Here is a 20,994-nt window from a genome sequence, read left to right as displayed (position 1 = left end):
GCGAATGAAATCTGCTAACATCTATAATAAAGAATTAAGTCGCCACCAGTTTGGTGGGTTTATTCCTGTATACGACCAGATTCCTGGCACGAATTATTTTCTAATAGACGGTAATCGGCTTGGGTTTATGTTTATTTGTAACCCCTCACCTGGTGTTTTTGATAATCAGCAGGATGTGTTAGCTGAATTATTTAAAATGGATTTTCCTACTGACACTATCTGTCAGACCTCATTAACAGCACTGCCGGACCTGACCTTGCATTTAAGTGCCTGGTCGGCAGTTCGTGGTGGTCGAATGGAAGGACATGATAAGCTTAAGGGGGACTTACTCACGGCCTACCAGCTGGATTATTATGATAGAAGTCTAAATGAACCCTTAAAACCGGATCATGATAAATTAATGCTTCGTGACTTTCAGATCTGGATGTCATTTTCTATTCCGTTGAAATCTGCGCTTCCTACTGAAATTGAAATTAATCGCATCGATGCACTGTACTCTGACCTAATCAGTAAGTTGAACACACTGGGCCTTTTTCCACATAAAGTTAGCGCCGAAAACTGGCTTTATTGCATGGATAAATTAATGCATCCGGGAAAAACATCACGTTGGGCTGAAGGTCATGTTGAAGTCAACACTATGAGGCGTCTTAACGAACAGCTAAATGTTCCGGGGCGAAAATATACAGTAACTGAAAATAATTTTTCATCTACAACGCAGAGTACTGATGTTTCTGAACATCGTTATTTCAAACAATTATCTGTGGTCAAGTTCCCAGAACATGTAAATTTTGGAAGCATGTATGAACTTGTAGTGAATTGGATGAATGGGCGTAAAACTATATTTAGCCCATTTATGATAACTCAAACAGTCCATTTCGCCGATCCCTTAAAATTAGCTAGAGATAACGTCAGATATAAGGCAATTACTAACAAACAAGCTAGTATCCCAACCGTCTTAACGTTTTGTCCAAGACTGAAGGACATGGATAATGATTACATGGCGGTAACACGTGAACTGGAAGATGGGGCCCGTCTTTTACACAGTTATCTGACATTTACCGTCATGGGGAATTCAGCATTAGATGTCCAGTCTGCCGCAGACCAGTTAAAATCATTTTATCTGGAAAGTCGCGTTAAAGTGGCTGATGATTCATACATCATCTTTCCATCTTTTGTCTCTTGCCTTCCAATGTGTAATGACCCCAAGACGATACTAGATCTGGACCGTTTTGAGGTAGTCAGTAATACTGGTGCAGCGCATATGACCCCTCTATTCGGCCCATGGAAAGGTAATACTGACAGACCTGTACTTAACCTCGTCTCACGAGAGGGCCAGCTGTTGGGGCTTGATATCTTCAAGACTTCTGCCAGCTATAATATGGTTGTTGGGGCGACTTCTGGTGCAGGCAAATCGTTCTGGGTTGCATACATCATTAATAACTATCTTGGTGCAGGGCCGCGTTCTAATAATCTGATCCATTATCGTGATACTTTTGAAGGTTTCAAAAACAATGCTTATGATGCATTTGACCCTGATGGAGCCCAGATTTTTGTAGTTGACGTTGGTCGCTCGTATCAGGGTATTTCGGAGCAATATACAAATAGTCAGTTTATAGATTTTGGTAAAAAGCCTGATTTTACTCTGAATCCGTTCGCATTTTTGACCGATGTCACTGTTGCAGACCGAGTTTTTGATGAAGCGCCTGTTTTCAATGACGACTCAAATAATAACGATGAAGAAAAGGATAAAGTTGCACAGACCATTATGGTCCTGAATCAGTTAAAAATAATGGCATCTGAAAAAGGAAATATTGACGACTTTCAACAATCGGTCATGCTTCAACTGATTGGTGATGAATATAACGAATCACGTAAAGTCGGAAGTACAGGCTCTATTACAGGATTTGCACGCCGCTGTTCTGCCCATGAAGATAAGCGTATTAAAGATATCGGTGAGCAATTAGGGCAATGGTGTGAAGGAGGCATTTACGGAAATCGATTTACCGAAAAGCTCCCGCCAATAAACTTCGGTAGTCGGTTTATAGTTCTTGAGCTTGAAGAGTTGAAGGGTACCCCTCACCTCCAGACAGTCGTGCTCATGTCGATCATTCAAGCTGCTCAGCATGCAATGTTTATCAAAAAGGACGGTCGCCGCCGGTTGTTCATCCTTGATGAGGCATGGGAGTATATTCGCCCGGATAATGCTTCAGGCTCCAGTAATCAGTCAAATCAGTTTTTCTCATCTTTCCTTGAAGCTGCCTGGCGCCGATTCAGGAAAACGAACTGTGCTGGTATTTGTATTACCCAGTCCTTTGAAGATTACTTCACCTCCTCGGTAGGTCGAGCCCTGACGGCCAACTCGCCGTGGAAGATCATCATGAAGCAGGAAAAGGAGAGCATAGAAGCCATGAAGGCTAATAACTACTTCTCCACGACTGATGCTGAATATGAGCGTATGAAAAACATACGAACGATAAAGCGTGCATTTTCTGAGATGCTCGTCCGATTCGAGAATTTCCAGGAGATATGTCGCCTCTATGTAGACAGGAAAATGGAGCTTTGTTTTACGACTGACAGTACCGACCGTGGAAAGCTATGGGAAATACAAAGCCGTCTTGATTGCTCTTACGGCGAAGCAATTGAGATACTGTATGAACAGGAAGTTGCTAGCAATGCAGCTGCATAACGTTTAAGTAGTACTGGATACCTCATCTTTACTGGATGAGGTATCCGTACTTTACTCAAAATACAGGTTTTTAACTGTGTTACACTGCCCTCCCCCGCAACAATTGTTCAGGTTCAGAATTTCTGGATCGAATTAACTCCCCTAAATATCCCTAAATATCCCTAAATTTTATTTGTAGATACTGTTGATTGGCTTCTCTGGGGCTTCTACTTAAGTTGATTGGTGATGTAGCTTTTATACGGCTGATGTTTAATCATGCTCGGCCTGTGCTGAGCTAAATTTCCTGCCTTGGATACGGATGTTGTGGTTGCAAGTGATAACCAAATTTGTCGCGCTACTGTATATTAGATATAAACACTATCTTTATGGTTAGCTAAGCAACCCATAATTTCTTATGTATCGATTTAAAGTTTGGTAAGGCATTGAAAAACAAACAATAACTCATGTCTTGTTGGTTTGTTTAACAAGTTAGAGATAATATTTGTGAGTTGGTTTCTTTTTGTTTTGTTAGTCAATTTTCGTATTTGTGGTTATCTAAACCAACCATAACTATTAAGTTGCAGTTTTGTTTTGAACTAAAATGAAATGCCTTCTATTTAGGTTGGTATAGTCAACCATTTTCAGCTTCAAGTGATTACTAGAATATGGTTAATCGAGATGTTGTAACTGGTTGCTATCTGTAAAACAAGCGTAGTGCCATTTACCAAAAAACCTGAAATTCGCATCTTGAAATTGGGGAAGTTTATTCCTAATAAAACAATTTACTGACGATCCAACCAATTCGCTCCGCCGGGTATGTGCGCCTTAATCTCCAAAATTGGTATATAAACACCTTAAAGTTTATCCCGGGTGTTGAGTAACATTGCTTTGCATAATTTAGCCAAAGGGTTATAGGCTCAGATTCGGCGTGCTTTCTTAGTATTCTGAATGCCATCTTTTGGATCACGAGGTAAGCAGGAAGGATTTAGTTCATTCCTGAATGGCGCCTTAGCCGTCGAAAATTTTGCGGGGGCCTGGCATATTCTACTCTTTTGCCCGGTATTAGAGTCCAGGCTTTAAATTCCAACAAAGTTCTAGCACACCGAAACCTTATTTCGAAAACACTAGAAAAGGTAAAGGAAATTAAATGTTAGTAACATAGAGATAATTAGAACGGCCTACGAGATTTCAGAAGAAGTAATCTGCACAAGTCTCCACAACTTTTGTGAGAACGCCCTCTTATTTTGCTGCGAAGAATTAACATTATTGTCTGGGTTCACGCCGAACCACACGGTACTCTTTCAGTCTGTGCGCTTCAGACCGGACGTCGTCTAACCAGCTTCCCATAAATATGTAGATTTATGTTTGCACCATAAGTCATTACCACTAACGTTAGAGAGGTCCAACCCGCGTTTCATATTTCAACTTTGTACTTTTCAGTTCTTACAACCAAACTTTAATGTTGTTTTGCTTTTATCGTAGGTCATGTATAGATCCCTCCCGGGAACTGATTCATATAACCCCTTAATCGCCAGCTCTAGGCGGGATACTGTCCGGGTGCCGGAACACATTTAACCCCCTTAATCGCCAGCCCAGGGCGGGATGCTGTTCGGGTGCCTGTATATTTAACCCCCTTAATCGCCAGCTCAGGGCGGGATACTGTTCGGGTGCCTGAATATTTAACCCCCTTAATCGCCAGCTCAAGGCGGATACTGTCCAGGTGCCGGAACATTTAACCCCTTTAATCGCCAGCCCAGCGCGGGATACTGTCGGAGCGGCGGTACATTGAACCCTCTTAATCGCCAGCTCAAGGCCGAATTCTGTCCGGGTGCCGGAGCATTCAACCTCCTTAATCGCCAGCCCAGGGCGGGATGCTGTTTGGGTGCGGGAACATTTAACCCCCTTAATCGCCAGCCAAGGGAGGGACGCTGTCCGGGTGTCGGAACATTTAACCCCCTTAATCGCCAGCCAAGGGAGGGACGCTGTCCGGGTGTCGGAACATTTAACCCCCTTAATCGCCAGCCCAGGGCGGGATGCTGTTTGAGTGCCGGAACATTTAACCCCGTTAATCGCCAGCCCAAAAAGAGATGCTTTTGAATACAGGGGAATTGACGTTAGTTGCCACATAGCTGACTCTTGTTAAGTCGGTAGTTTGCTATCGCCAATGTTGAAAGTCATTCCTTATAACTCTCTTTTTACACATAACAAAGTAAACCGATGAGGCTGATATCCCATAATCGACGAAAAAGAAACAGAACGTTAGCGTATAGTTAGAATTACGGTTACAATTAAACGCATAAGGCACGAATGTACGCATTATGCGTAAAGTGTACATATATGCGTTTAATTTCATTATTTAGGTTAAAAGGGATCGGAAGAGAATGAATCTAATTGATAAGATCGCCCTTGTCGGTCAACGAATGAAGAGCGAGCAGATTTCCCTGAAGGAGTCATTATTGGTCTCTTCAAGGGTTTCGGTCTCGGATGATAGTGTTGAAGGTGTAGATCGCCTCATCTATAACCATTGTTTGAATAAAAAAAATCTGTCAGATTTTTTTGGCAAGTCACGCGTCACCTTTAATAAAATCCTTGCCGATCTTGAAGATAGAGGTCTGGTTGGTGCTCCTATCTTTCAGAACAAAAACCATCTCTATACCAGGTGGGACGTCCAAAAAATCATGGATGCTCTGGGCTGTCCTCGGTACAGCGACTATTACCATAGCCGTGCAATCGTAACGCAGAACCATAAGGGCGGCACGGGTAAGAGTACAACTTCAGGGGCTCTTGCTGTAGCCGCAGCGCTTGATATGCATCTAAACGCAAGGACACTTTTGATCGAATGGGACCCACAAGGCTCAATTGGTAGCGGGATGATACAAAGTGTAGCGGAAGATGATGTTTTCCTCACTGCTATTGACGCCATCTTAGGGGTTTATGAAGAGGACTCAGATTACAAAAAATACCTTGATTTAGGGTATTCGGAAGAAGAAATCATTGAGAGTATGCCTTTTTCGACACACCTACCGAATCTTGATGTTATTACAGCATTTCCTACAGATGCGCGATTTAAAGATAAATACTGGCAGTGTTCCAGAGAAGAACGAACAGAGCTATTACTTCGATTCAAAGAAGTTATTCTGCCTGTTTTGAAGAAAAAATACGGCCTGATTATCATCGATACTCCACCAGAGGATTCGCCAATCACTTGGGCAGCTGATGAAGCCGCTGATGGCATTCTTGTTGCCGTATCACCTCGTGAATACGATTATGCTTCCACAACTGATTTCATGTTGACCATCAGCGAGCGTTTCAAACAATCGCCGAGCAAGGGCGAAAATCTGAGGTGGTTCAAAGTGCTGGCTGTTAACGTAGACGATAAGAGTCCATATGAAAAAATTGTTCTGGATAAACTGGTAAGAACAGTGCAGGAACTCTTTATGTCTGCAAATATTAAAAATTCCGAAGCGTTTAAAGCCGCAGCATCAAGGGGCAGAACCGTATTGGATATTAAAAAGTCTGAAGAGCTTTGCTCACCTAAGCAGCTTGATGTGGCTGAAGAATCTGTAATGGCGGTCTACCAGCAATTTATAAATGAGATTAAGAGTTTTTCTGTGAAAGAAAGGAGTAACGCATGAGTGATGAGCAGCATATCGGGAATGACAAATCCCGTTATATTAATGCACCTAAGCGTACTGAAGTCAGCCATCGCTCCGGGCTTCCAGGCCTGAAATCACAGCCTCGACTGAGGAAGCTGTTTGCTTTACATAATGGACGTAAGCTGGAAGCTGAACACATCATTGTACCGGCTGAGAAGGTGGAACTGGAAACCGCAGTACACCCTATGAACCCACGAAACCAGGAAGCTCTCACTGTAAATGCAGTTCGAGATATCCTGGAACAAATTAAGGTACGTGGTGTTGATACAGAAGGCGTTGCTGTCAAACGAAATGGGGTGTATCTGCTTATAGAGGGCAGTCGTAGGCGTTTCTGTTGTATTCAATCTGCGAAGGATTTGCCACTATGGGTGTTGCCGGATGAATTATCCCCGGAAGATATTAATTCCATCATTACAGCAGCACAGACATCACGGAGATTTTCTTACCGTGAAGTTGGATTCCAGTATTTACAGAAAATGAAAGACCTTGGATTTGCAACTAATGAAGAGCTTGCTAATTATCTCGGAATCAGCCATGTATCTGTTTCTAAGCGTATCCAGGCGGCGAAGATAGATAATTCTCTTATTGCTCTCTTTCCTGACTATGAAGGTATTCCTAACTCGTATTACAATCGCTTATCCCGACTACAGAAGTACGTCGAAAAGAATTTATTCTCTCTTGAGGAAGTTGTAGATAATGTTCGGGAGGAAATAAGGAGCTTGGATGTAACCGATATTTCCGAAGCACAGAAGACAGTAATAGATAAAATTACTACAGTAGTTGAACAGCTTGACATAAAACCTCCTAGCAAGGGGTGGGAAACTCGTGAATTAGCCGTGTTTGATAATAAAGATAAATATGCAAGGATTAGCAAAAATGCGTCTGGAAGAAAAATTAGGTTTGAATTTAATAGAATTAATAGCGAATTGATCGCAGAAATTGAGGAGTTTATAAAATCGAAGTTGAAAGAAAAAGAATAATTAAATTTTGCATTAATCCGCATCGCAAGGATGCGGATTTATTACTATGTTGACCTTAATTTCATTCCCTCCATTATCAATACTGTAAAGCCTTAATCATTCTAGATGCGTGTAACTGCATGATCTTTAGAACAAATATCCTTATAAATGAGATTGCAGGTCCCCATGACAGGGACCTAAATTAACTATTGAATGGGTTGATGTACAGGTTCAGAAAGAAAAGGCCTGAGATCTATGTGAACTGCTGCTGCATTACTGTCATTAATTACGTTTAAAGGGGCTTTACCTGGTAAAGACATTGTTGCAACGTCGGGACCTGAAACAGTAAAGTTATTTTCCGCGCTTGGCATTACTGTGAATATTTTTATTGCAACATTCTCATGCCGATACATAGATATCCCGAACGTGGAGCCTGCTTCAGTATTACTGACATCAACTTCAACCGGTGTCCTACCGATCACTTCATTGGTCAGTATATTTTTCACAATGGCACCATCAGGTGCTGTGTAGATGCGATAAGGATAAGCAAAAGCCACCTCGCAGCAGCAAATACAGATGACGGCCAATATAGATTTCATGATTGCTCCTGTTCCAAAAATGCAAGACTTAATGATTGCGTAACTAGCGTTGTGTTTGTTTCACCCGAGCCGGGAAATTCATATCTAATACTGAACAACAATGGCAATGTGGGTCCATCACTCGACTTTTGTGAAATTTTGGTAAATGCGTTATTAATAAACGTTAATTGGTCAGTGTTGTCGTAGCAAAGGCCGAGTAAACCAACAGTCGGAACAGTAAACAATGAAACTGAACCAGGTGTTAATAACAGTTTCCCACGCGATGAATAGGTGCAACGGCTTCCGGCTAGATTTAGATCCGATAACTCAATAAATTCCTTGGTACCATTCTTGGCGAGCAGCCAGACATCAGTGCCTGAACTCTCAATCAGAAAAGTAACTTTTCCGTCGGTATAGGATTCACTTTTGTTGCTCATCACAGGGTCGAAACCTACTGAGGGGAGGTCTGCAATTTTGCTTCCAACCGACTGACAGCCAGTCAAAAGACAGATAAAAATCACTCCGGCTGCTTTAATCATTACTAGCCCTCATAATCGTTTTCTGTATGGTGCTGATATCGAATTCTTCACCTGGGTAAACCGTCAAATTTTTGGAGAAATAATTAGAACCAACGAGGAAGCTGTTACGTTTACCAACCCAAACAAACTCTGAAAACATAAAAGACCTGAGTTTATCAGTCGCTATAATCTCGTAGGTATGTGAGGACGGTAATGATGCAGTCGCGACATCTGGGATTGTGACGGAAGAGTGAATTTTTTTGGGCACATTGAGACGTAGTGCGACTTCTGGTGAAGGGTCATACTCCTTTGAAAAATCCTGTGATTTTGAAGTTTGGGGGAGGGTGAATTTTTTACCCTGGTCTGGTCCAAAAATCGCAATAACGCTTTTATTCAATTTACTTACGGACACTATCGCCTGTAATGGGGTACTGGATAGGTCATTGACGAAAGAGATTGTCAGGCTGGAACCCGGCTCTAACCATAGAATTTTTTTACCGGCTGCATCTTCATCCAGGGATACAATATTTGATAACAAAACGCCATTTTTGGCTATAACGTCAAATGCAATTTTGGGTATCACAAGGTTCAAAGGCGTAAGTGTTGACTGATTTGCGATCTGGAGATAGTTACGCTTAGTCATGCTTGTTTTAATTACAGGTCTTTGTTGACCATTAACAAGCCACATACCGTCGACATATTTTGCAGAAATAGAAATAAATTCATAGTTAGCCTCAGATTTAGCAACTGACTGCTGAGAAGTAGGCATTGGTGTTTTAGTCGATGCGGTTGCATTGATTGATGGCCACACAAATGCCAGCACCGGTAAAATTATCAGTTTTAATTTCTGCATTATAAAGCAGCCTCTATGTTGTTATCTTTTAAATCCAGGTCAAGTGGTGTTGTGTTTTGTGTGTAAATGCCGTTCTTATTAAGGATCATTTGGTGGCAAATTAGGGTTGGTGTTGAGGCCAGTATCAACTCGACCAGCGTTATTGCCGGAACTGTAGTACGAGGTATACCTGGGGCTAGTAGTGCTGGATCGCTAATTGCTGACATGAACAGCGAGCCAGTATTGATATGGAGACAGTTGCCGACGAGTACAGGTAAGTTAGTCAAAGGTAACCCATGAGCCTTTCTGATGCTATTGACCGGATTCCGACCCAGTACAACGAGGTTGACATCGCTAATATTCATTGGGCTGACTGCGTGATCCATACCAAAAAGAAACTGACTCTGAAAGATATTCACGTTTGCCTGATTAAACGCGAGGAGAGCGTTATAGGTATTGTCGAAACCCTGTCGTATGTCCGTGTAGTCGGATGGACAAACACCGATAGTAATATTTCCTTTAAAAAGCACCTTCATCACCGTGGCCAGCTGGGTGGAGAGCAGTTTGCTGATCTCCTCTTCAAGATAACTGCGGTTAATTTGTTTATGCCAACGTCCGCCTCTTGCACACCACCGTTCGTTAAGAAATGTGCTTGGGTAATAAGTCCTACGATCATTATTTGTGGGTAAGAGCTTCTTCATCATCTCTTCACCAGCCCCGGCTGCTGAGAACACTCGCACAGAACGTCCATCAAAAATACCAGTGTTTATCGCTGTCATTAACTCCATGGGCTCAGGACCATAATCAAAGAGATTCCCGGTAGGGAAAATGATTAGTTCCTCATCTGGGCTCGATATCGAATGGATAAGATTACAAAGCGTCGAATAATGTCCATGGGGGTCTGCCAGAAAGAAAACCCTTCCGGAATAATTAGTCAGGTCAATTGTCTGGACGTGCTCAGATGCCATAAATGCCTCTTCTAGAAAGTACAGTAATAATACCGGATGAGTGTCGGCAATATTTTCGTTAAGAGGGCTAATTTCTGCGCTTAGGCAAAATAGAAGTTGAATTCATCTGTAGTATCCGCACAGAGAGACTTTTAAGTGCCGTCTTTGGATAGGATTTTTTAGTGTCGTAAAGCTGAAGAAAACGTCATTTATGTGTGTTTTTATCAAGTGTACATAAAGTAGAGCAAGACAATTTTTAAAAACGAAGGATTCTTTTTTAACAATAACTTACGTGTGTTTCTTGCCTCGTTTTTGTTGACCTAAAGCAACCATTAGTGTATAAATCCCATATCAAAAGTGGTGGGTTAATTAAACCAATTCGAGGGGTTCTGCATGACTGAATTAGTAAAAACAAAACTGGCTGTAGCTGAATCAAACTCTACTGAATTAGAGACACTTAAAGTTGTTATTGATGATGGTAGTAAAGCGGCAAAACTGGTTTGTGTTAACAATCAAGGTGACCTTGTTCCCTTATTGACTCAAAATAGTTTCGTTGCAGATTTCCGGGTAAGCCATGACGGGCTTATTCCGTTTAATTACCTTATTGATGGCCTTCAACGATTCTCTCATCACAGTGAATCTAGTAATGCCCTTGAAACTACCGACGTTGCGCATCAGTACGATGAGATCAGTCGTCTGAATGTTCACCATGCTCTTCATTCCTCTGGTTTAGAGCCGCAGGATGTTCATCTCTATGTAACATTGCCACTTAGTCAGTTTTATACCGCTTTGGGTGAAACCAATGACGAAAACATCCAACGGAAAAAAGACAACCTGATGAAGCCGGTTGAACGTTATATTGATGGTAAGCGTGTTTCATTTAATGTTGTTTCAGTTACCGTGTTTCCTGAGTCACTTCCGGCGGTAACTCGTGCAGATGAAATTGAGTTAATTGAATCTTTTGAATCAAGCCTGGTTATCGATTTAGGTGGGACAACACTTGATGTAGCAAGCATTACTGGTCAGCTGGAACAGATCTCCCGAGTCAAGGGTTTTGACCGTATTGGTTGTTCTATCGTATATGATGAAGTCCGTCGTTATCTGGATTCTTCAAAGCTGAACGCAAGCTACGCGTATATTCAACACTTGGTCGACAATCGTGATAACAAAGCCTCACTAAAGGTTTCTTCCGATGATCTTGATGGTGTCTTCCAAGCCGTAAATAGTGCCGTAGCGCAACTTCAAGAAAAAGTGATCAAAGCAGTCACTCAGGTGGAAGAACGTCCGCACAATGTATTCCTAGTCGGTGGGGGTTCTTACCTGATTGAACCGGCAGTGCGTGAACATTTTGATAAATCGAAAATCATCATGGTAGATAATCCGCAATTCGCTCTCTCACTGGCTATTGCAGATACTGTTTTTGCGTGATGATGGTTTTGTAAAGGGGGGGGGGTATGACAAAAAAAACTGAGAAGGAAAACGATCGCATCCAGATTAGCGCGTTTTGGTTATCGGAAAGGCAATCTCCGTATGCCTATAATTTTCTAAAAAAAAGTGACTTAACACATCGTGGCGAACAGCTTTCCATAATAAGGTCTGCAATCACTACGGGGTTAGTGCTAAATAACCTCTTCCCCGAGCTATCAAGTTTTATTAATGGACTGAATGAGAGATTAACGGCTGCTGATCTAAATCGGTTTTTTAATGATGAATTTAAAAAGAGTGATTTAAGTAATGAACAGTTGAAAGAACAAATAAGTCTTATGCTTGATTCGAAATTCAACGATTTAATTTTAAAGATTAATAATTGCAAGAATCCTGCTGCTGTATTTTCAACTAATTGTCAAACTGATGTCAGTGATGCAGTAAAGCCTGAGACAGCAAAGGAACAGCGGTTGGAATTAATGTCTACAGAACTGGCCAAAAACTCCATGCCTGTGACTGTAGAGACCTTGCCGCCTGTTGCGATCGCAAATCAGAATGATTCAGTTCTAAAAACTAATCATGGTTCTCCGGACGTTAACTTAGCTCAAACCGAAACCATGGCGCTCAGTGAACAAGCGCAAGTGCAGGGTGTGACAACAAAGCAGAAGAAAAGGGCAAATGCAAACCTCGCAAATCTTGCAAAGTAAATATAGAAGTATCAATTGATTAAAATTTGTAATCTCTCAAAAAAGTCAGCTTACCAGCTGGCTTTTTTGTTGGTATATTATTAGTAGATGAGGTTGGATGGTGAACCGGTTACATGTAGTTAATGGAACACTCAATGCTGCATAGCAAGTTAAATAATTTCGTAGAATTATAGATCCAACTCAAAAACTCATTATGAACCTCTTTGGTTGTTTCAGGTCTAACCAGTTTGTTTTATGAAACCTAATTTTAGTTATGTATACTACTAAAAAAAAGGTGGTTTAGCTCCTGTTTATGGTTGTTCGTTTGCACGATTTAAGAACAGGTGTTAAAACGGGTACAGATTTGTCCTAAAGTATTGGTTGAAGTAAGAAATATCTTACTAAAATTGGTACTTATTTATTATTTTATGTAAAAAATCTCTATGCTTTACTGGTCAAGTTAGGTTTTTTTGTTACCCTAGCACCCTATGATCCTAAGAGTTTCTGCCGTGCAATCTGGATGAGCGTAAAGAAACTAACGGCATCATGTGTAACTGTTTGATTATTATAATGAAGGCTGACTGAATGTTATCACGCAACTCACTAATACATGGTTTACGTCGAGATCAGTTAATCGAAGTTCTGTCTATTTCTGAATTCCCAGTTGTCCTGGTCGAGAATCCCTTCATTCAGCCTGAATCAACGGGCAAAAAACCTGTAATTTTTAATATTGATGAATTTCATGTTTCTATCGCTCCAATTTCCTCCCTTAAGTACGACTGGGAATGGGCTCCAATTGATACAATACTCATCGAAGTGGTCATTCCACCTGCGGAAGCAGACCTCGTAAGCGCCGAGAATGATTTTCTTCGCGATGCGGGTATTGGCCATATTCAATGCGAGCCTGGTGGTGTATCGATACGCCGTACAGTGACATTTGTTGGTGGTATCACCGCCGACAATTTGCTGTATCAGCTTAGGCTTATGTGCGTGAGTGCTTTACACCTGATTGGAGAGGAACTGGAGGATGAAAGTTAATTACAAGAAACTATTACCTCTTGTAGTGCTCGGTTTAACAATTGCGGGGGCTTACTCGCTTTTCAACGCAAGACCGGCGGAGCCCGACTTGTACGATTTTACTGGCAAAGTTCTTAAAGCCACGTCTGTTTTCCAACCCTGTGATAAAGAATCCACACCTTCGTTAAACGTTAAAATTGCAGATAACGGAAACATACATATCAATGGTGTTGCATCAAAAGTTACTTTTGTTGAAAAAGTTTCGCCTGATGAAATTTCTGTTAAGTGTGCTGGGTTACCAATCAAAAATGCTCGGCTTGTGCATACGAGCTCTTACACCATGATAATTTCGGAAGGAAAAGGTGGTTTTGTTATTTCGGATTTGATACGCATCCAGGATAATGAAGTCATCTCCGGTATATGGTTCTTTAAGAAGAGAGCATAGCAATGAAAGAACTGGAAGCTATTGGAACGAAGGCTCTACGGGCTAGGGTCTTCAGCCAGTCAGTGGCGATGGCATTTGAAGTGAACGTCGACATAAGTCGGTCTGCTGATAATTCAGCCTTCATAAGCGAGGCTGAAAAATATTACCTTACTCTCCAATTCGCCCCTCCGGCTGACAATAGAGAATATGGGTGGAATTCAGAGGGAAGTATTCTCATGAAACTATCCCAAAACGAAGCCATGGCGCTGGCTTCTGTCTTCCTGAGAATTAAACCTACACTTAAAATTGAAAAGAGAAAAACCACGCATCGCACACACCAGGCTTACAAAAATATCACTATCGGCCCAAATGACCGTGGGGGCTTGTTAGTCACGTCAGGCATTGTTCCGGTCGAAAGGGGTTCATTTAAACCCATAAATTATAATCTTCCCGTAACGCAAATGGATTGTGTTTCAACAGGACTTTTTTTGCTTGGATTCTTGACGCTTAAGATGCCATGGGTATCCTCAGAATCGATAATAACTGCTCTGCGCCTTTCGGAGTCGAAAAGCTGTCAGTGAGTTAAAAATCTTCAATTTTTAGCAAAAAATTAATATTTTTTTTTCCTCTTAACGAACAAGATTTCAGATTTTTTTATCGTAGAGTAATTTTAATTCTGCGTAAAAAAAACAGGTGTTCGTCATGAGAAAATCAGGTTTATGTTTAACCCTGTTGTTTTCTTTAATTGCCTCGATTAAGTCGGTACATGCCGAGGCAATTATGATTTCCGGAAAACTCCAGGCTGATATGCCTGCCGTCACGTTTAATCCCGGCCCGGGCGATTTTGTTGCATTCGTAAACAATAATATAATTACTGCCTCAGGCTCTGGAACCGCATGTAATGTGACGGTTGATGATCGTGCGACATCAACGGTGGATAATCTTGTCTGCTTCTTTGAGTGGCTTCCAAATAGCTCTGGATTTACTGCTAACGGGTTCACGTTAACCGGGATTCCAAACAGCTCAGGAGACCTAAAACTCCCTTACAAAATTTCCTATTTTTCCGGTACAGAAAGGCAAAAAGTAGAAGTAGTGAAAGGGGAGTATACAGTTAATGCTCTCGTACCGGTTAAACCGACGATCACCGGCCTAAAGTCGTCTATGAATGGGCTGGTTCAAGAGGGTTACACACTTAAATCTTATATTAAGGATGAAGTGATCAGGAGTTTTGCCGTCTCAGTAGAACCCCGCAATTTTGTGCAATATATTTCTATCGGATCGGGTTCTGCCTGTGAAGTCCCTATTGGTGGGACCAGTTGCACGATCGATGTAGGAAGTATTAAAGTAAGTGATTCGGATTTATTGATAGGTTCACGGGAAATAACTGTCACCGCTAATTCGAAAAATAATTACTTTGCCCCTCCTGAAGCGCAAAAGCTTACGCTGACCTGGGACTACCGTCCTCCTGTTGTTGACCATACTCTCTGGAATTTCACTGATGAAGCTAAAACTATCAGTATTGGCGGTCAGCAAATCTATACCGGCGCTAAAACGGTAGCTGTAGCCGTCAAAGTGCCCCAGGAAGAGACTGAAGGCGAGTGGTGGCTACCAACAGCTATGACGCTGACGATGGTGCCGGACGGGGTTTTCAAGCCGACAACAAAAGTAACTTTGGATGACGGTACGGTTATCGACTTTAAGCAATCCTGGGTAACACCGATACGGCGTACCCTCCAGCCCGTGAGCGGACCCCAGAAGGTCGGCGATGAGTATCTGTATATCTTTGACTTAACAGACCTGACGAATGGCTCTTATGCCGCCACGTTCACTATAGAGAATACTAGCAAGAATACGTCTACGTACAATGAGCCCGAAAGCAAACTGATGCTTTCTGATAACCCCACACTCATGGTACTTAAGGATGGGGCAGCGCTGGCAAAACGAGCACCTGTTTATTTCTTAAATGAAATTATTGTTGCCGCATTCCAGGGGCAGGCCGGGGTTGCGGATATTAAAGCCGTTACTATCGATAACAAAGTTGTTGAACTCACCCCAACGAACTACAAAGGCATTTATTATCTGCCGGTGGGGGATGATCTAGATGTGAATGCTGACCACGAAATCACAGTCGTGGCGGAAAACCTGTATGGCAAGATTGTGACATTCAATACCACTTTCACGTATCAACCGACAGGGTTTGCGCTTAAAAACTTAGAAAAAGACGTCACCTTGTATTCTCGCGTTCGGCAATATACCGATCTGATGAGTCAGACAGCCGGTGATAAATGCACTCTCTTTACTACGGAAGAGAACGCGCAGGCTTATCTTGAGTGGTATGGCGGCAAATCTGATATCACTGCCTGTTACCCTCAGTGGAACAATGTACCGGACGGGCTTGAATTTTACTTTAAAGGCAGGACGCCAGGACTTACGGGGTTCTTCAATAAAACTGGCGAAAACCTGCTCGATTACCAAGTCTATATGATAAACGGTAGAGGCTCTAAAGCTGTGTCGGCCAAATACCGCCGCGTATTGACAACTCAACTGCCATATAACCCAATCCTTACTTACAAGAAAAATAAGTTGGTAACTGGGATCAACCCTAACACTGCACTAGCGTACACGACAGGTGGGGAAGCTGCTCGCCTCTTGGCAAAAGTGGTACCTGCTGATGTGACAGTCTATGTTTCGCAAAACGGGGGTGAGAACACAAAAACGACGTTTAAAAACCGTTCATCAAACAACGATGCAACTACATTCGTTCAGCGTCTGAAAGTAGCCGCAGCCCCACTGTGGACGAAAAATGTATTCGACATTGCTGTAGAGTACTCGAAGGACCCGACAATGCGGACCGCCGATACACTTAACGTGTATACGGTCCCCGACTTCAGCATTCGGGCTACGATGGAAGTCGAAGACAAAAAGACGGCTACTACAATGGAATTACCGTTGAAGGTGTCAGTTGGGCGCTATAACAATTCAACTCGCAAAAGCTCATTTAGCCGGACGACAATGGGTGACTGGGATGTAACCATTTACGCTCAGAAAAGTATCTATGGTAAAGATCCAGAAACAGGCCGTTTTAAAACGACGTATGAACGTACCCCATTAACCGAGGCATTGCCGGTGAATGATGCCGGGGTAGTCGAAACAAAAATCAAAATCGAGAATATGGACCTTGGGAACATGCGTCTTGTCGGGATAGCTAAAGTCCGTTCGCCTTTCGCTGATTTTGAATTGACCCGGGAAACAAGTGCGGTCGGCATACGTGTGTATAAGGGTGAAGAGCTGGAGGGTAATCTCTCAAAGAGCCTGATTATCGGCCGTATCCCGCTCAGTACGCTTGTGAACTTCAAATCGGCCAGCACAGCTAACTCTGATGCGCTTGCTCCTACCGAGTGGCAGGAGTCGTCAGACAATGGGCAGACATGGACGATGCTTTCGGACATGACTGGGAAGAGAAGTATTTCAATCAGAAAAACTGACGTCGGTAAGTGGCTCTACAGGGCCAAGATGACCAACAAGTTTACGTCAAAAGTGTCTTATAGCGACGTGCTGACAGTTGTAACGTACAAACAGCCTAAGCTAAGTATTGATGTTGCGGAAATTCTTGAAGGCGATGATTTACCAGTCTCGTTGCTGGATAATGATGAGCCGATTCCGCAGGGTACGGCTGAAGTAATGTGGTCGGAAGATAAAATTAATTGGGTCGCGGGTGACACTACCTATACCGTGACTGCCGCTGAGAAGCTTCCGCCAACTATCTACGCCCGGATGCGCTATCTGGATTCAGACGACCTGGCTGAAGAGTCCTCCTGGAAAGAGACGTCTGCGCGGTTAACGGTCGCTAAACCCAAGCGCCTTTCCGTTTCAGTGAGCAGCATTTCAAAGGTAGAGGTGGGAAGTAAAGTTACTTTAGATGGTAAATACTCCAACCCGAACAGTCGGTACCAGAACGGAAATGACGTCATTGAAGAATGGACTGCCCCTGACGGACAGAAAATCAGAGGGCCTAAGTTGTCGATGACGCTGACAGAGGAGATGCTGGATAAGCAAGGCTATGCGGCATTTACATACAGTGCATGGCTCGCTGACAGCAAGGAAAGTACCATTTCCACGCGGAAAGTATCGATTAAGTCCTGGGTGTATAAGTTCCCTGAAATGAAAGTCAGTACGAAGCTAAAATACACTATGGCCCCGTCGACCTTACACGTCGCCCTGACCGGAATAAAAGACGGTGACTATCCGGGAGTAACTTATTCACGGGAGTGGATCTACGATAAGGAAAATATCTCCATTTCAAAAGATGAAGGAGATACGAAAGAGTTTGCAATTGCGAAGCCGGGTAAATATACGTTGATGATCGTTTTCCGCGATAACCGTAATAACGAACAGCGTATTGAAAATACCTTCGTCGTCGATGAGCAAACTCCGATGACTGTTGAAATGACCCCAAAATTCTCTAATAAGTTCATGAGGGCTCCTCTTGATGTCACACTAAGATCTAATATTAAACTGGCGCACTCTGCTGACAGTATTGATACGGTGACGTATAAAGTAAATGGAGAGGTTGTCCAGGGTAGTAAAAACTATTGGGCTCAGGGAATTCCCGGTCTTACTGAGAAAAAATATGAAATCACGCTGGATGTTGTCAGTAAAATGGGACAGCGTGGTACAGCATCAGTAGATTTTGATGTTGTAAAAAACGCCGCTCCGCAATGTGTGCTAAGCCATACAGAATCCAATATGAGCTGGAGTTTCACAAATAAATGTGTCGATACTGATGGCAAACTGGTTCGTTATGAATGGTATATCAATGATGAACTAAGGAATGTTTTTGGCAGCACTGCGACACTATCGAAAAATCTTAATCGTGGGAAGCAAGATATCCGTGTAGTCGCATATGATGATAGTGGAGATTCAGCAACACAGCGCACGGTCGTATATGGCCCAGATGAGGAAAAATCAAAGGCTGTAGAAACAACTGGTACATCGCAGTAAGACAAATTTATGTACTGAAATAGAAGCCGGGACAGTAATGTCCCGGCTTTTTGTCTTTGGTCTTTTGAATTGATTTCGTCGGAAAAGTTACTTTGCATGAACGGTGATACAAGTCTCATGAATCACCAATCAATGGCAATAATGAAAGAAAAAGAGGGGCGTAAATTATCAGAAATAACTGGCTTTGTAGAAATAATGACGGTCCAAAACATGGATAATAGGTATTAAGGTAATGTAAAAATTAGTCCTTTGGTTCCGGTATCTGAGAGAAGCAGGTTATGAGCGAATACATACCTAAGAAGCGTGGGTTACTGAGTTTTGATTGGTACGTGCCGATCAATTTGGCAATTCTGATACTGGTACTGGCCATCTTCTTTACTCGATTTACATTTGGACATGGGCTATTAAATGGTTGTTTACCTGCTGATTTTTACATGATTGACTTGAAGGATAAATCTGTCAAGGCAGGAAACATCATTGCATTTCATATGCCAAAATCAGTCCGATTTATACGTGAAAATGAGAAGGTTATTAAAATTGTGGCGGGGGTAGGCGGAGATCGCCTAAGAGTCACAATGGATGGCGTTTATAACGGGAGCAAGTTTTATAAAGCTAATGCCAGACGTATTTCAATGAAATACAACATACCTGCTGAGTCTATTGAAAGAGAATTAACTATTCCGAAAGGAGAAGTTTTTTTAATTGGCCAAACGGATCACTCATGGGACTCACGATTTTGGGGGCCGGTTAAGTTGACTTCAGTTATTGGGAAAACATATGCGATCTATTGAATTAAAAACAACGATTAAGCCTCTGGCCACCTGCCTGGCGTTTTACGCCTTGATGTCCACCGCTACGGCTAGCCCCCAGTATCAACAGGTTGCTGACGACATTGCTAGGCAAGCTCAAGTATTGGGCGCTCAGTCAACGCCGCCGGAAACAGCAGAAGGCCCGCTCTCGTCAGGCTCTCTGGATTCTCCGGATGTCCAGAAGTACGTCCGCCAGGCTGAAGCTTTGAAGCAAAACAGGGACATCAGTCAGCCAACGAATCGGGGCTATGTACCGGGTATGAATGCTGACAGTGTGCAGGCGGTTATCGATCATACTCAGGCTATACGCGCTCAGAATAATAATTCTGAAGCAGTTAATGACATTATTCGCAGACGTGATGAAATTCAGGGAAATATTCAGCTGAACGACTCAGCACTGAAGTCTGTCGAAAATAAACCAGAAGTAATGCGCAGCCAGTCGACGAATATCGAAAAAATGTTTGGTACCTCAGGGATCACCGCCGCTGACTTCGAACGAAAAATAGATAGCAGACGGGAAGAGGTGCTTTCGACAGAAAACGGTATCACTATCTTTGCGTCATTTAGCCTGCCTGATTACGTCCTAGAAGATCTACTCCGTACCGCGTCACAAAATAAGGCGAGAGTGGTTTTTAATGGTCTGAAGAAAGGCACGACGCGTCTTCCGGAGACTCAGGCTGCAATCAATCAGTTGGTGGTGAAGGGGAAGTTTGACTCTCCACTGATTACGATTGACCCTGATGCGTTTGACCAGTACCAGGTCACGCAGGTCCCGACAATTATCTCCCGTGAGGAATCCCGATTCGCTAAAATGGTCGGTTCGTTTAACGTTGATTTCTTCCAGCGAGAACTGGCCAGAAATCCCGATCAGGATATTTTACCTAATGCTGGTACGACCTATCCGGTCGAAGAGAAAAGCATTATTAAAGAGCTCGAAGAGCGAGCACAAAAGTATGACTGGGAGGGCGCCAAGAAGCGAGCTGTTGCAGACACATGGAAGAACCAATTCATGGTTAATCTGCCTCCGGCTCAGGAGCACAAGGAATGGTTAATTGACCCGACTATCAGGGTCACTCAGGACGTGAAAGATAAGCAGGGCCGCGTCATTGCTTCTGCGGGCGAGCTGATTAACCCGCTGAGCAGGTTCCCGCAGAACCTCACCATGATAATTTTTGACCCATTGAATCCGGGGCAGCTTGATTGGGCTGAGAAGCAATATCGCCAACTTCTTGGCAGCGGACAGGTTATGCCGATGTTTACGCGAATTAAACAGGAAAATGGTTGGGACCATCTGAATGATCTGCGCGAGAAATTTAACGGGAAAGTATTCAAAGTCAATGAGCAAATTATTTCCCGCTTCCAGATTAAAAACACTCCAGTGTTGATTTCAACTGAAAAAGATAAATTCCGGATAACGCAATTCAGTGAAGCTGAAATACGTGGTGTTGGAGAAAAAATCTCGGCAGAGGAGAACTGA

General features: G+C 42.8%; 15 protein-coding genes. 11 read left to right on the top strand and 4 right to left on the bottom strand.

Annotated elements, in window-relative coordinates; all coding sequences use genetic code 11:
* The first annotated feature begins 4 nt into the window (after positions 1-4).
* The 3 genes from trhC (at position 5) to NMC31_RS14830 (ending at position 7,301) form a co-directional block, all read left to right on the top strand.
* On the top strand, positions 5-2,686 hold the full coding sequence (gene trhC, locus NMC31_RS14840; RefSeq protein WP_015063109.1) for an IncHI-type conjugal transfer ATPase TrhC: 2,682 nt from the start codon (positions 5-7) through the stop codon (positions 2,684-2,686).
* Between the two features lie 2,360 nt (positions 2,687-5,046).
* Complete coding sequence (locus tag NMC31_RS14835) at positions 5,047-6,300, top strand: ParA family protein (RefSeq protein ID WP_015063110.1); 1,254 nt, start codon at positions 5,047-5,049, stop codon at positions 6,298-6,300.
* Positions 6,297-7,301, top strand: a complete 1,005-nt coding sequence (locus tag NMC31_RS14830) for a ParB family protein (protein WP_022652164.1) — start codon at positions 6,297-6,299, stop codon at positions 7,299-7,301. Before NMC31_RS14835 ends, NMC31_RS14830 begins: the two co-directional genes overlap by 4 nt.
* Positions 7,302-7,486: 185 nt before the next feature.
* Here the strand turns inward: NMC31_RS14830 and NMC31_RS14825 are convergent, their stop codons facing one another.
* From NMC31_RS14825 to NMC31_RS14810, 4 genes are read right to left on the bottom strand one after another with little or no spacing between them, the layout of a single operon-like run.
* Positions 7,487-7,879, bottom strand: coding sequence for a hypothetical protein (locus NMC31_RS14825; protein WP_022652165.1), 393 nt, complete (start codon positions 7,877-7,879; stop codon positions 7,487-7,489).
* Positions 7,876-8,397 carry a hypothetical protein gene (locus tag NMC31_RS14820; protein ID WP_015063113.1) on the bottom strand — a complete coding sequence of 174 codons (522 nt, stop codon included), beginning with the start codon at positions 8,395-8,397 and terminating at the stop codon, positions 7,876-7,878. The genes NMC31_RS14825 and NMC31_RS14820 overlap by 4 nt, the downstream gene beginning before the upstream one ends.
* On the bottom strand, positions 8,390-9,229 hold the full coding sequence (locus NMC31_RS14815; RefSeq protein WP_015063114.1) for a hypothetical protein: 840 nt from the start codon (positions 9,227-9,229) through the stop codon (positions 8,390-8,392). The genes NMC31_RS14820 and NMC31_RS14815 overlap by 8 nt, the downstream gene beginning before the upstream one ends.
* Entirely contained in the window at positions 9,229-10,176 is a 948-nt protein-coding gene (locus tag NMC31_RS14810; protein WP_015063115.1) for a metallophosphoesterase, read from the bottom strand. The genes NMC31_RS14815 and NMC31_RS14810 overlap by 1 nt, the downstream gene beginning before the upstream one ends.
* 372 nt (positions 10,177-10,548) lie before the next feature.
* Between NMC31_RS14810 and parM the strand changes: the two genes are divergently transcribed.
* The 8 genes from parM (at position 10,549) to trhW (ending at position 20,994) form a co-directional block, all read left to right on the top strand.
* Positions 10,549-11,583, top strand: a complete 1,035-nt coding sequence (parM, locus tag NMC31_RS14805) for a plasmid segregation protein ParM domain-containing protein (RefSeq protein WP_015063116.1) — start codon at positions 10,549-10,551, stop codon at positions 11,581-11,583.
* A gap of 26 nt (positions 11,584-11,609) precedes the next feature.
* Positions 11,610-12,287, top strand: coding sequence for a hypothetical protein (locus NMC31_RS14800; RefSeq protein ID WP_015063117.1), 678 nt, complete (start codon positions 11,610-11,612; stop codon positions 12,285-12,287).
* Between the two features lie 564 nt (positions 12,288-12,851).
* Positions 12,852-13,304 carry a hypothetical protein gene (locus NMC31_RS14795; RefSeq protein WP_015063118.1) on the top strand — a complete coding sequence of 151 codons (453 nt, stop codon included), beginning with the start codon at positions 12,852-12,854 and terminating at the stop codon, positions 13,302-13,304.
* Positions 13,294-13,728: a hypothetical protein gene (locus NMC31_RS14790; RefSeq protein WP_022652166.1), complete on the top strand. Its 435-nt coding sequence runs from the start codon at positions 13,294-13,296 to the stop codon at positions 13,726-13,728. The genes NMC31_RS14795 and NMC31_RS14790 overlap by 11 nt, the downstream gene beginning before the upstream one ends.
* A 2-nt stretch (positions 13,729-13,730) precedes the next feature.
* Positions 13,731-14,288 (top strand): hypothetical protein, encoded by a 558-nt coding sequence (locus NMC31_RS14785; RefSeq protein WP_022652167.1) that lies wholly within the window; start codon positions 13,731-13,733, stop codon positions 14,286-14,288.
* Between the two features lie 121 nt (positions 14,289-14,409).
* A complete protein-coding gene (rsp, locus tag NMC31_RS14780) occupies positions 14,410-18,708 on the top strand; it encodes an IncHI-type conjugal transfer protein RSP (protein ID WP_040113304.1) in 4,299 nt (1,432 codons plus the stop codon).
* A gap of 278 nt (positions 18,709-18,986) precedes the next feature.
* Positions 18,987-19,499 (top strand): IncHI-type conjugal transfer protein TrhF, encoded by a 513-nt coding sequence (gene trhF / locus NMC31_RS14775; protein WP_015063122.1) that lies wholly within the window; start codon positions 18,987-18,989, stop codon positions 19,497-19,499.
* The gene (gene trhW / locus NMC31_RS14770; protein ID WP_015063123.1) at positions 19,486-20,994 is read left to right on the top strand and encodes an IncHI-type conjugal transfer protein TrhW; all 1,509 of its coding nucleotides are present in this window, start codon (positions 19,486-19,488) and stop codon (positions 20,992-20,994) included. The genes trhF and trhW overlap by 14 nt, the downstream gene beginning before the upstream one ends.

The organism is Pseudocitrobacter vendiensis, from assembly GCF_943590815.1.
Classification (GTDB): Bacteria; Pseudomonadota; Gammaproteobacteria; order Enterobacterales; family Enterobacteriaceae; genus Pseudocitrobacter; species Pseudocitrobacter vendiensis.
The sequence above is the reverse complement of the archived record's forward strand: the minus strand, read 5'-3'. Positions and strand labels throughout refer to the sequence as shown.

What these genes read in the sequence shown, in the direction of transcription:
- NMC31_RS14830 (WP_022652164.1), top strand. Translation starts at nt 6,297, where the DNA reads ATGAGTGATGAGCAGCATATCGGGAATGACAAATCCCGTTATATTAAT.
- NMC31_RS14820 (WP_015063113.1), bottom strand. Translation starts at nt 8,397, where the DNA reads ATGATTAAAGCAGCCGGAGTGATTTTTATCTGTCTTTTGACTGGCTGT.
- NMC31_RS14810 (WP_015063115.1), bottom strand. Translation starts at nt 10,176, where the DNA reads ATGGCATCTGAGCACGTCCAGACAATTGACCTGACTAATTATTCCGGA.
- NMC31_RS14815 (WP_015063114.1), bottom strand. Translation starts at nt 9,229, where the DNA reads ATGCAGAAATTAAAACTGATAATTTTACCGGTGCTGGCATTTGTGTGG.
- NMC31_RS14790 (WP_022652166.1), top strand. Translation starts at nt 13,294, where the DNA reads ATGAAAGTTAATTACAAGAAACTATTACCTCTTGTAGTGCTCGGTTTA.
- trhF (WP_015063122.1), top strand. Translation starts at nt 18,987, where the DNA reads ATGAGCGAATACATACCTAAGAAGCGTGGGTTACTGAGTTTTGATTGG.
- NMC31_RS14835 (WP_015063110.1), top strand. Translation starts at nt 5,047, where the DNA reads ATGAATCTAATTGATAAGATCGCCCTTGTCGGTCAACGAATGAAGAGC.
- rsp (WP_040113304.1), top strand. Translation starts at nt 14,410, where the DNA reads ATGAGAAAATCAGGTTTATGTTTAACCCTGTTGTTTTCTTTAATTGCC.
- trhW (WP_015063123.1), top strand. Translation starts at nt 19,486, where the DNA reads ATGCGATCTATTGAATTAAAAACAACGATTAAGCCTCTGGCCACCTGC.
- parM (WP_015063116.1), top strand. Translation starts at nt 10,549, where the DNA reads ATGACTGAATTAGTAAAAACAAAACTGGCTGTAGCTGAATCAAACTCT.
- NMC31_RS14825 (WP_022652165.1), bottom strand. Translation starts at nt 7,879, where the DNA reads ATGAAATCTATATTGGCCGTCATCTGTATTTGCTGCTGCGAGGTGGCT.
- NMC31_RS14785 (WP_022652167.1), top strand. Translation starts at nt 13,731, where the DNA reads ATGAAAGAACTGGAAGCTATTGGAACGAAGGCTCTACGGGCTAGGGTC.
- NMC31_RS14800 (WP_015063117.1), top strand. Translation starts at nt 11,610, where the DNA reads ATGACAAAAAAAACTGAGAAGGAAAACGATCGCATCCAGATTAGCGCG.
- NMC31_RS14795 (WP_015063118.1), top strand. Translation starts at nt 12,852, where the DNA reads ATGTTATCACGCAACTCACTAATACATGGTTTACGTCGAGATCAGTTA.
- trhC (WP_015063109.1), top strand. Translation starts at nt 5, where the DNA reads ATGAAATCTGCTAACATCTATAATAAAGAATTAAGTCGCCACCAGTTT.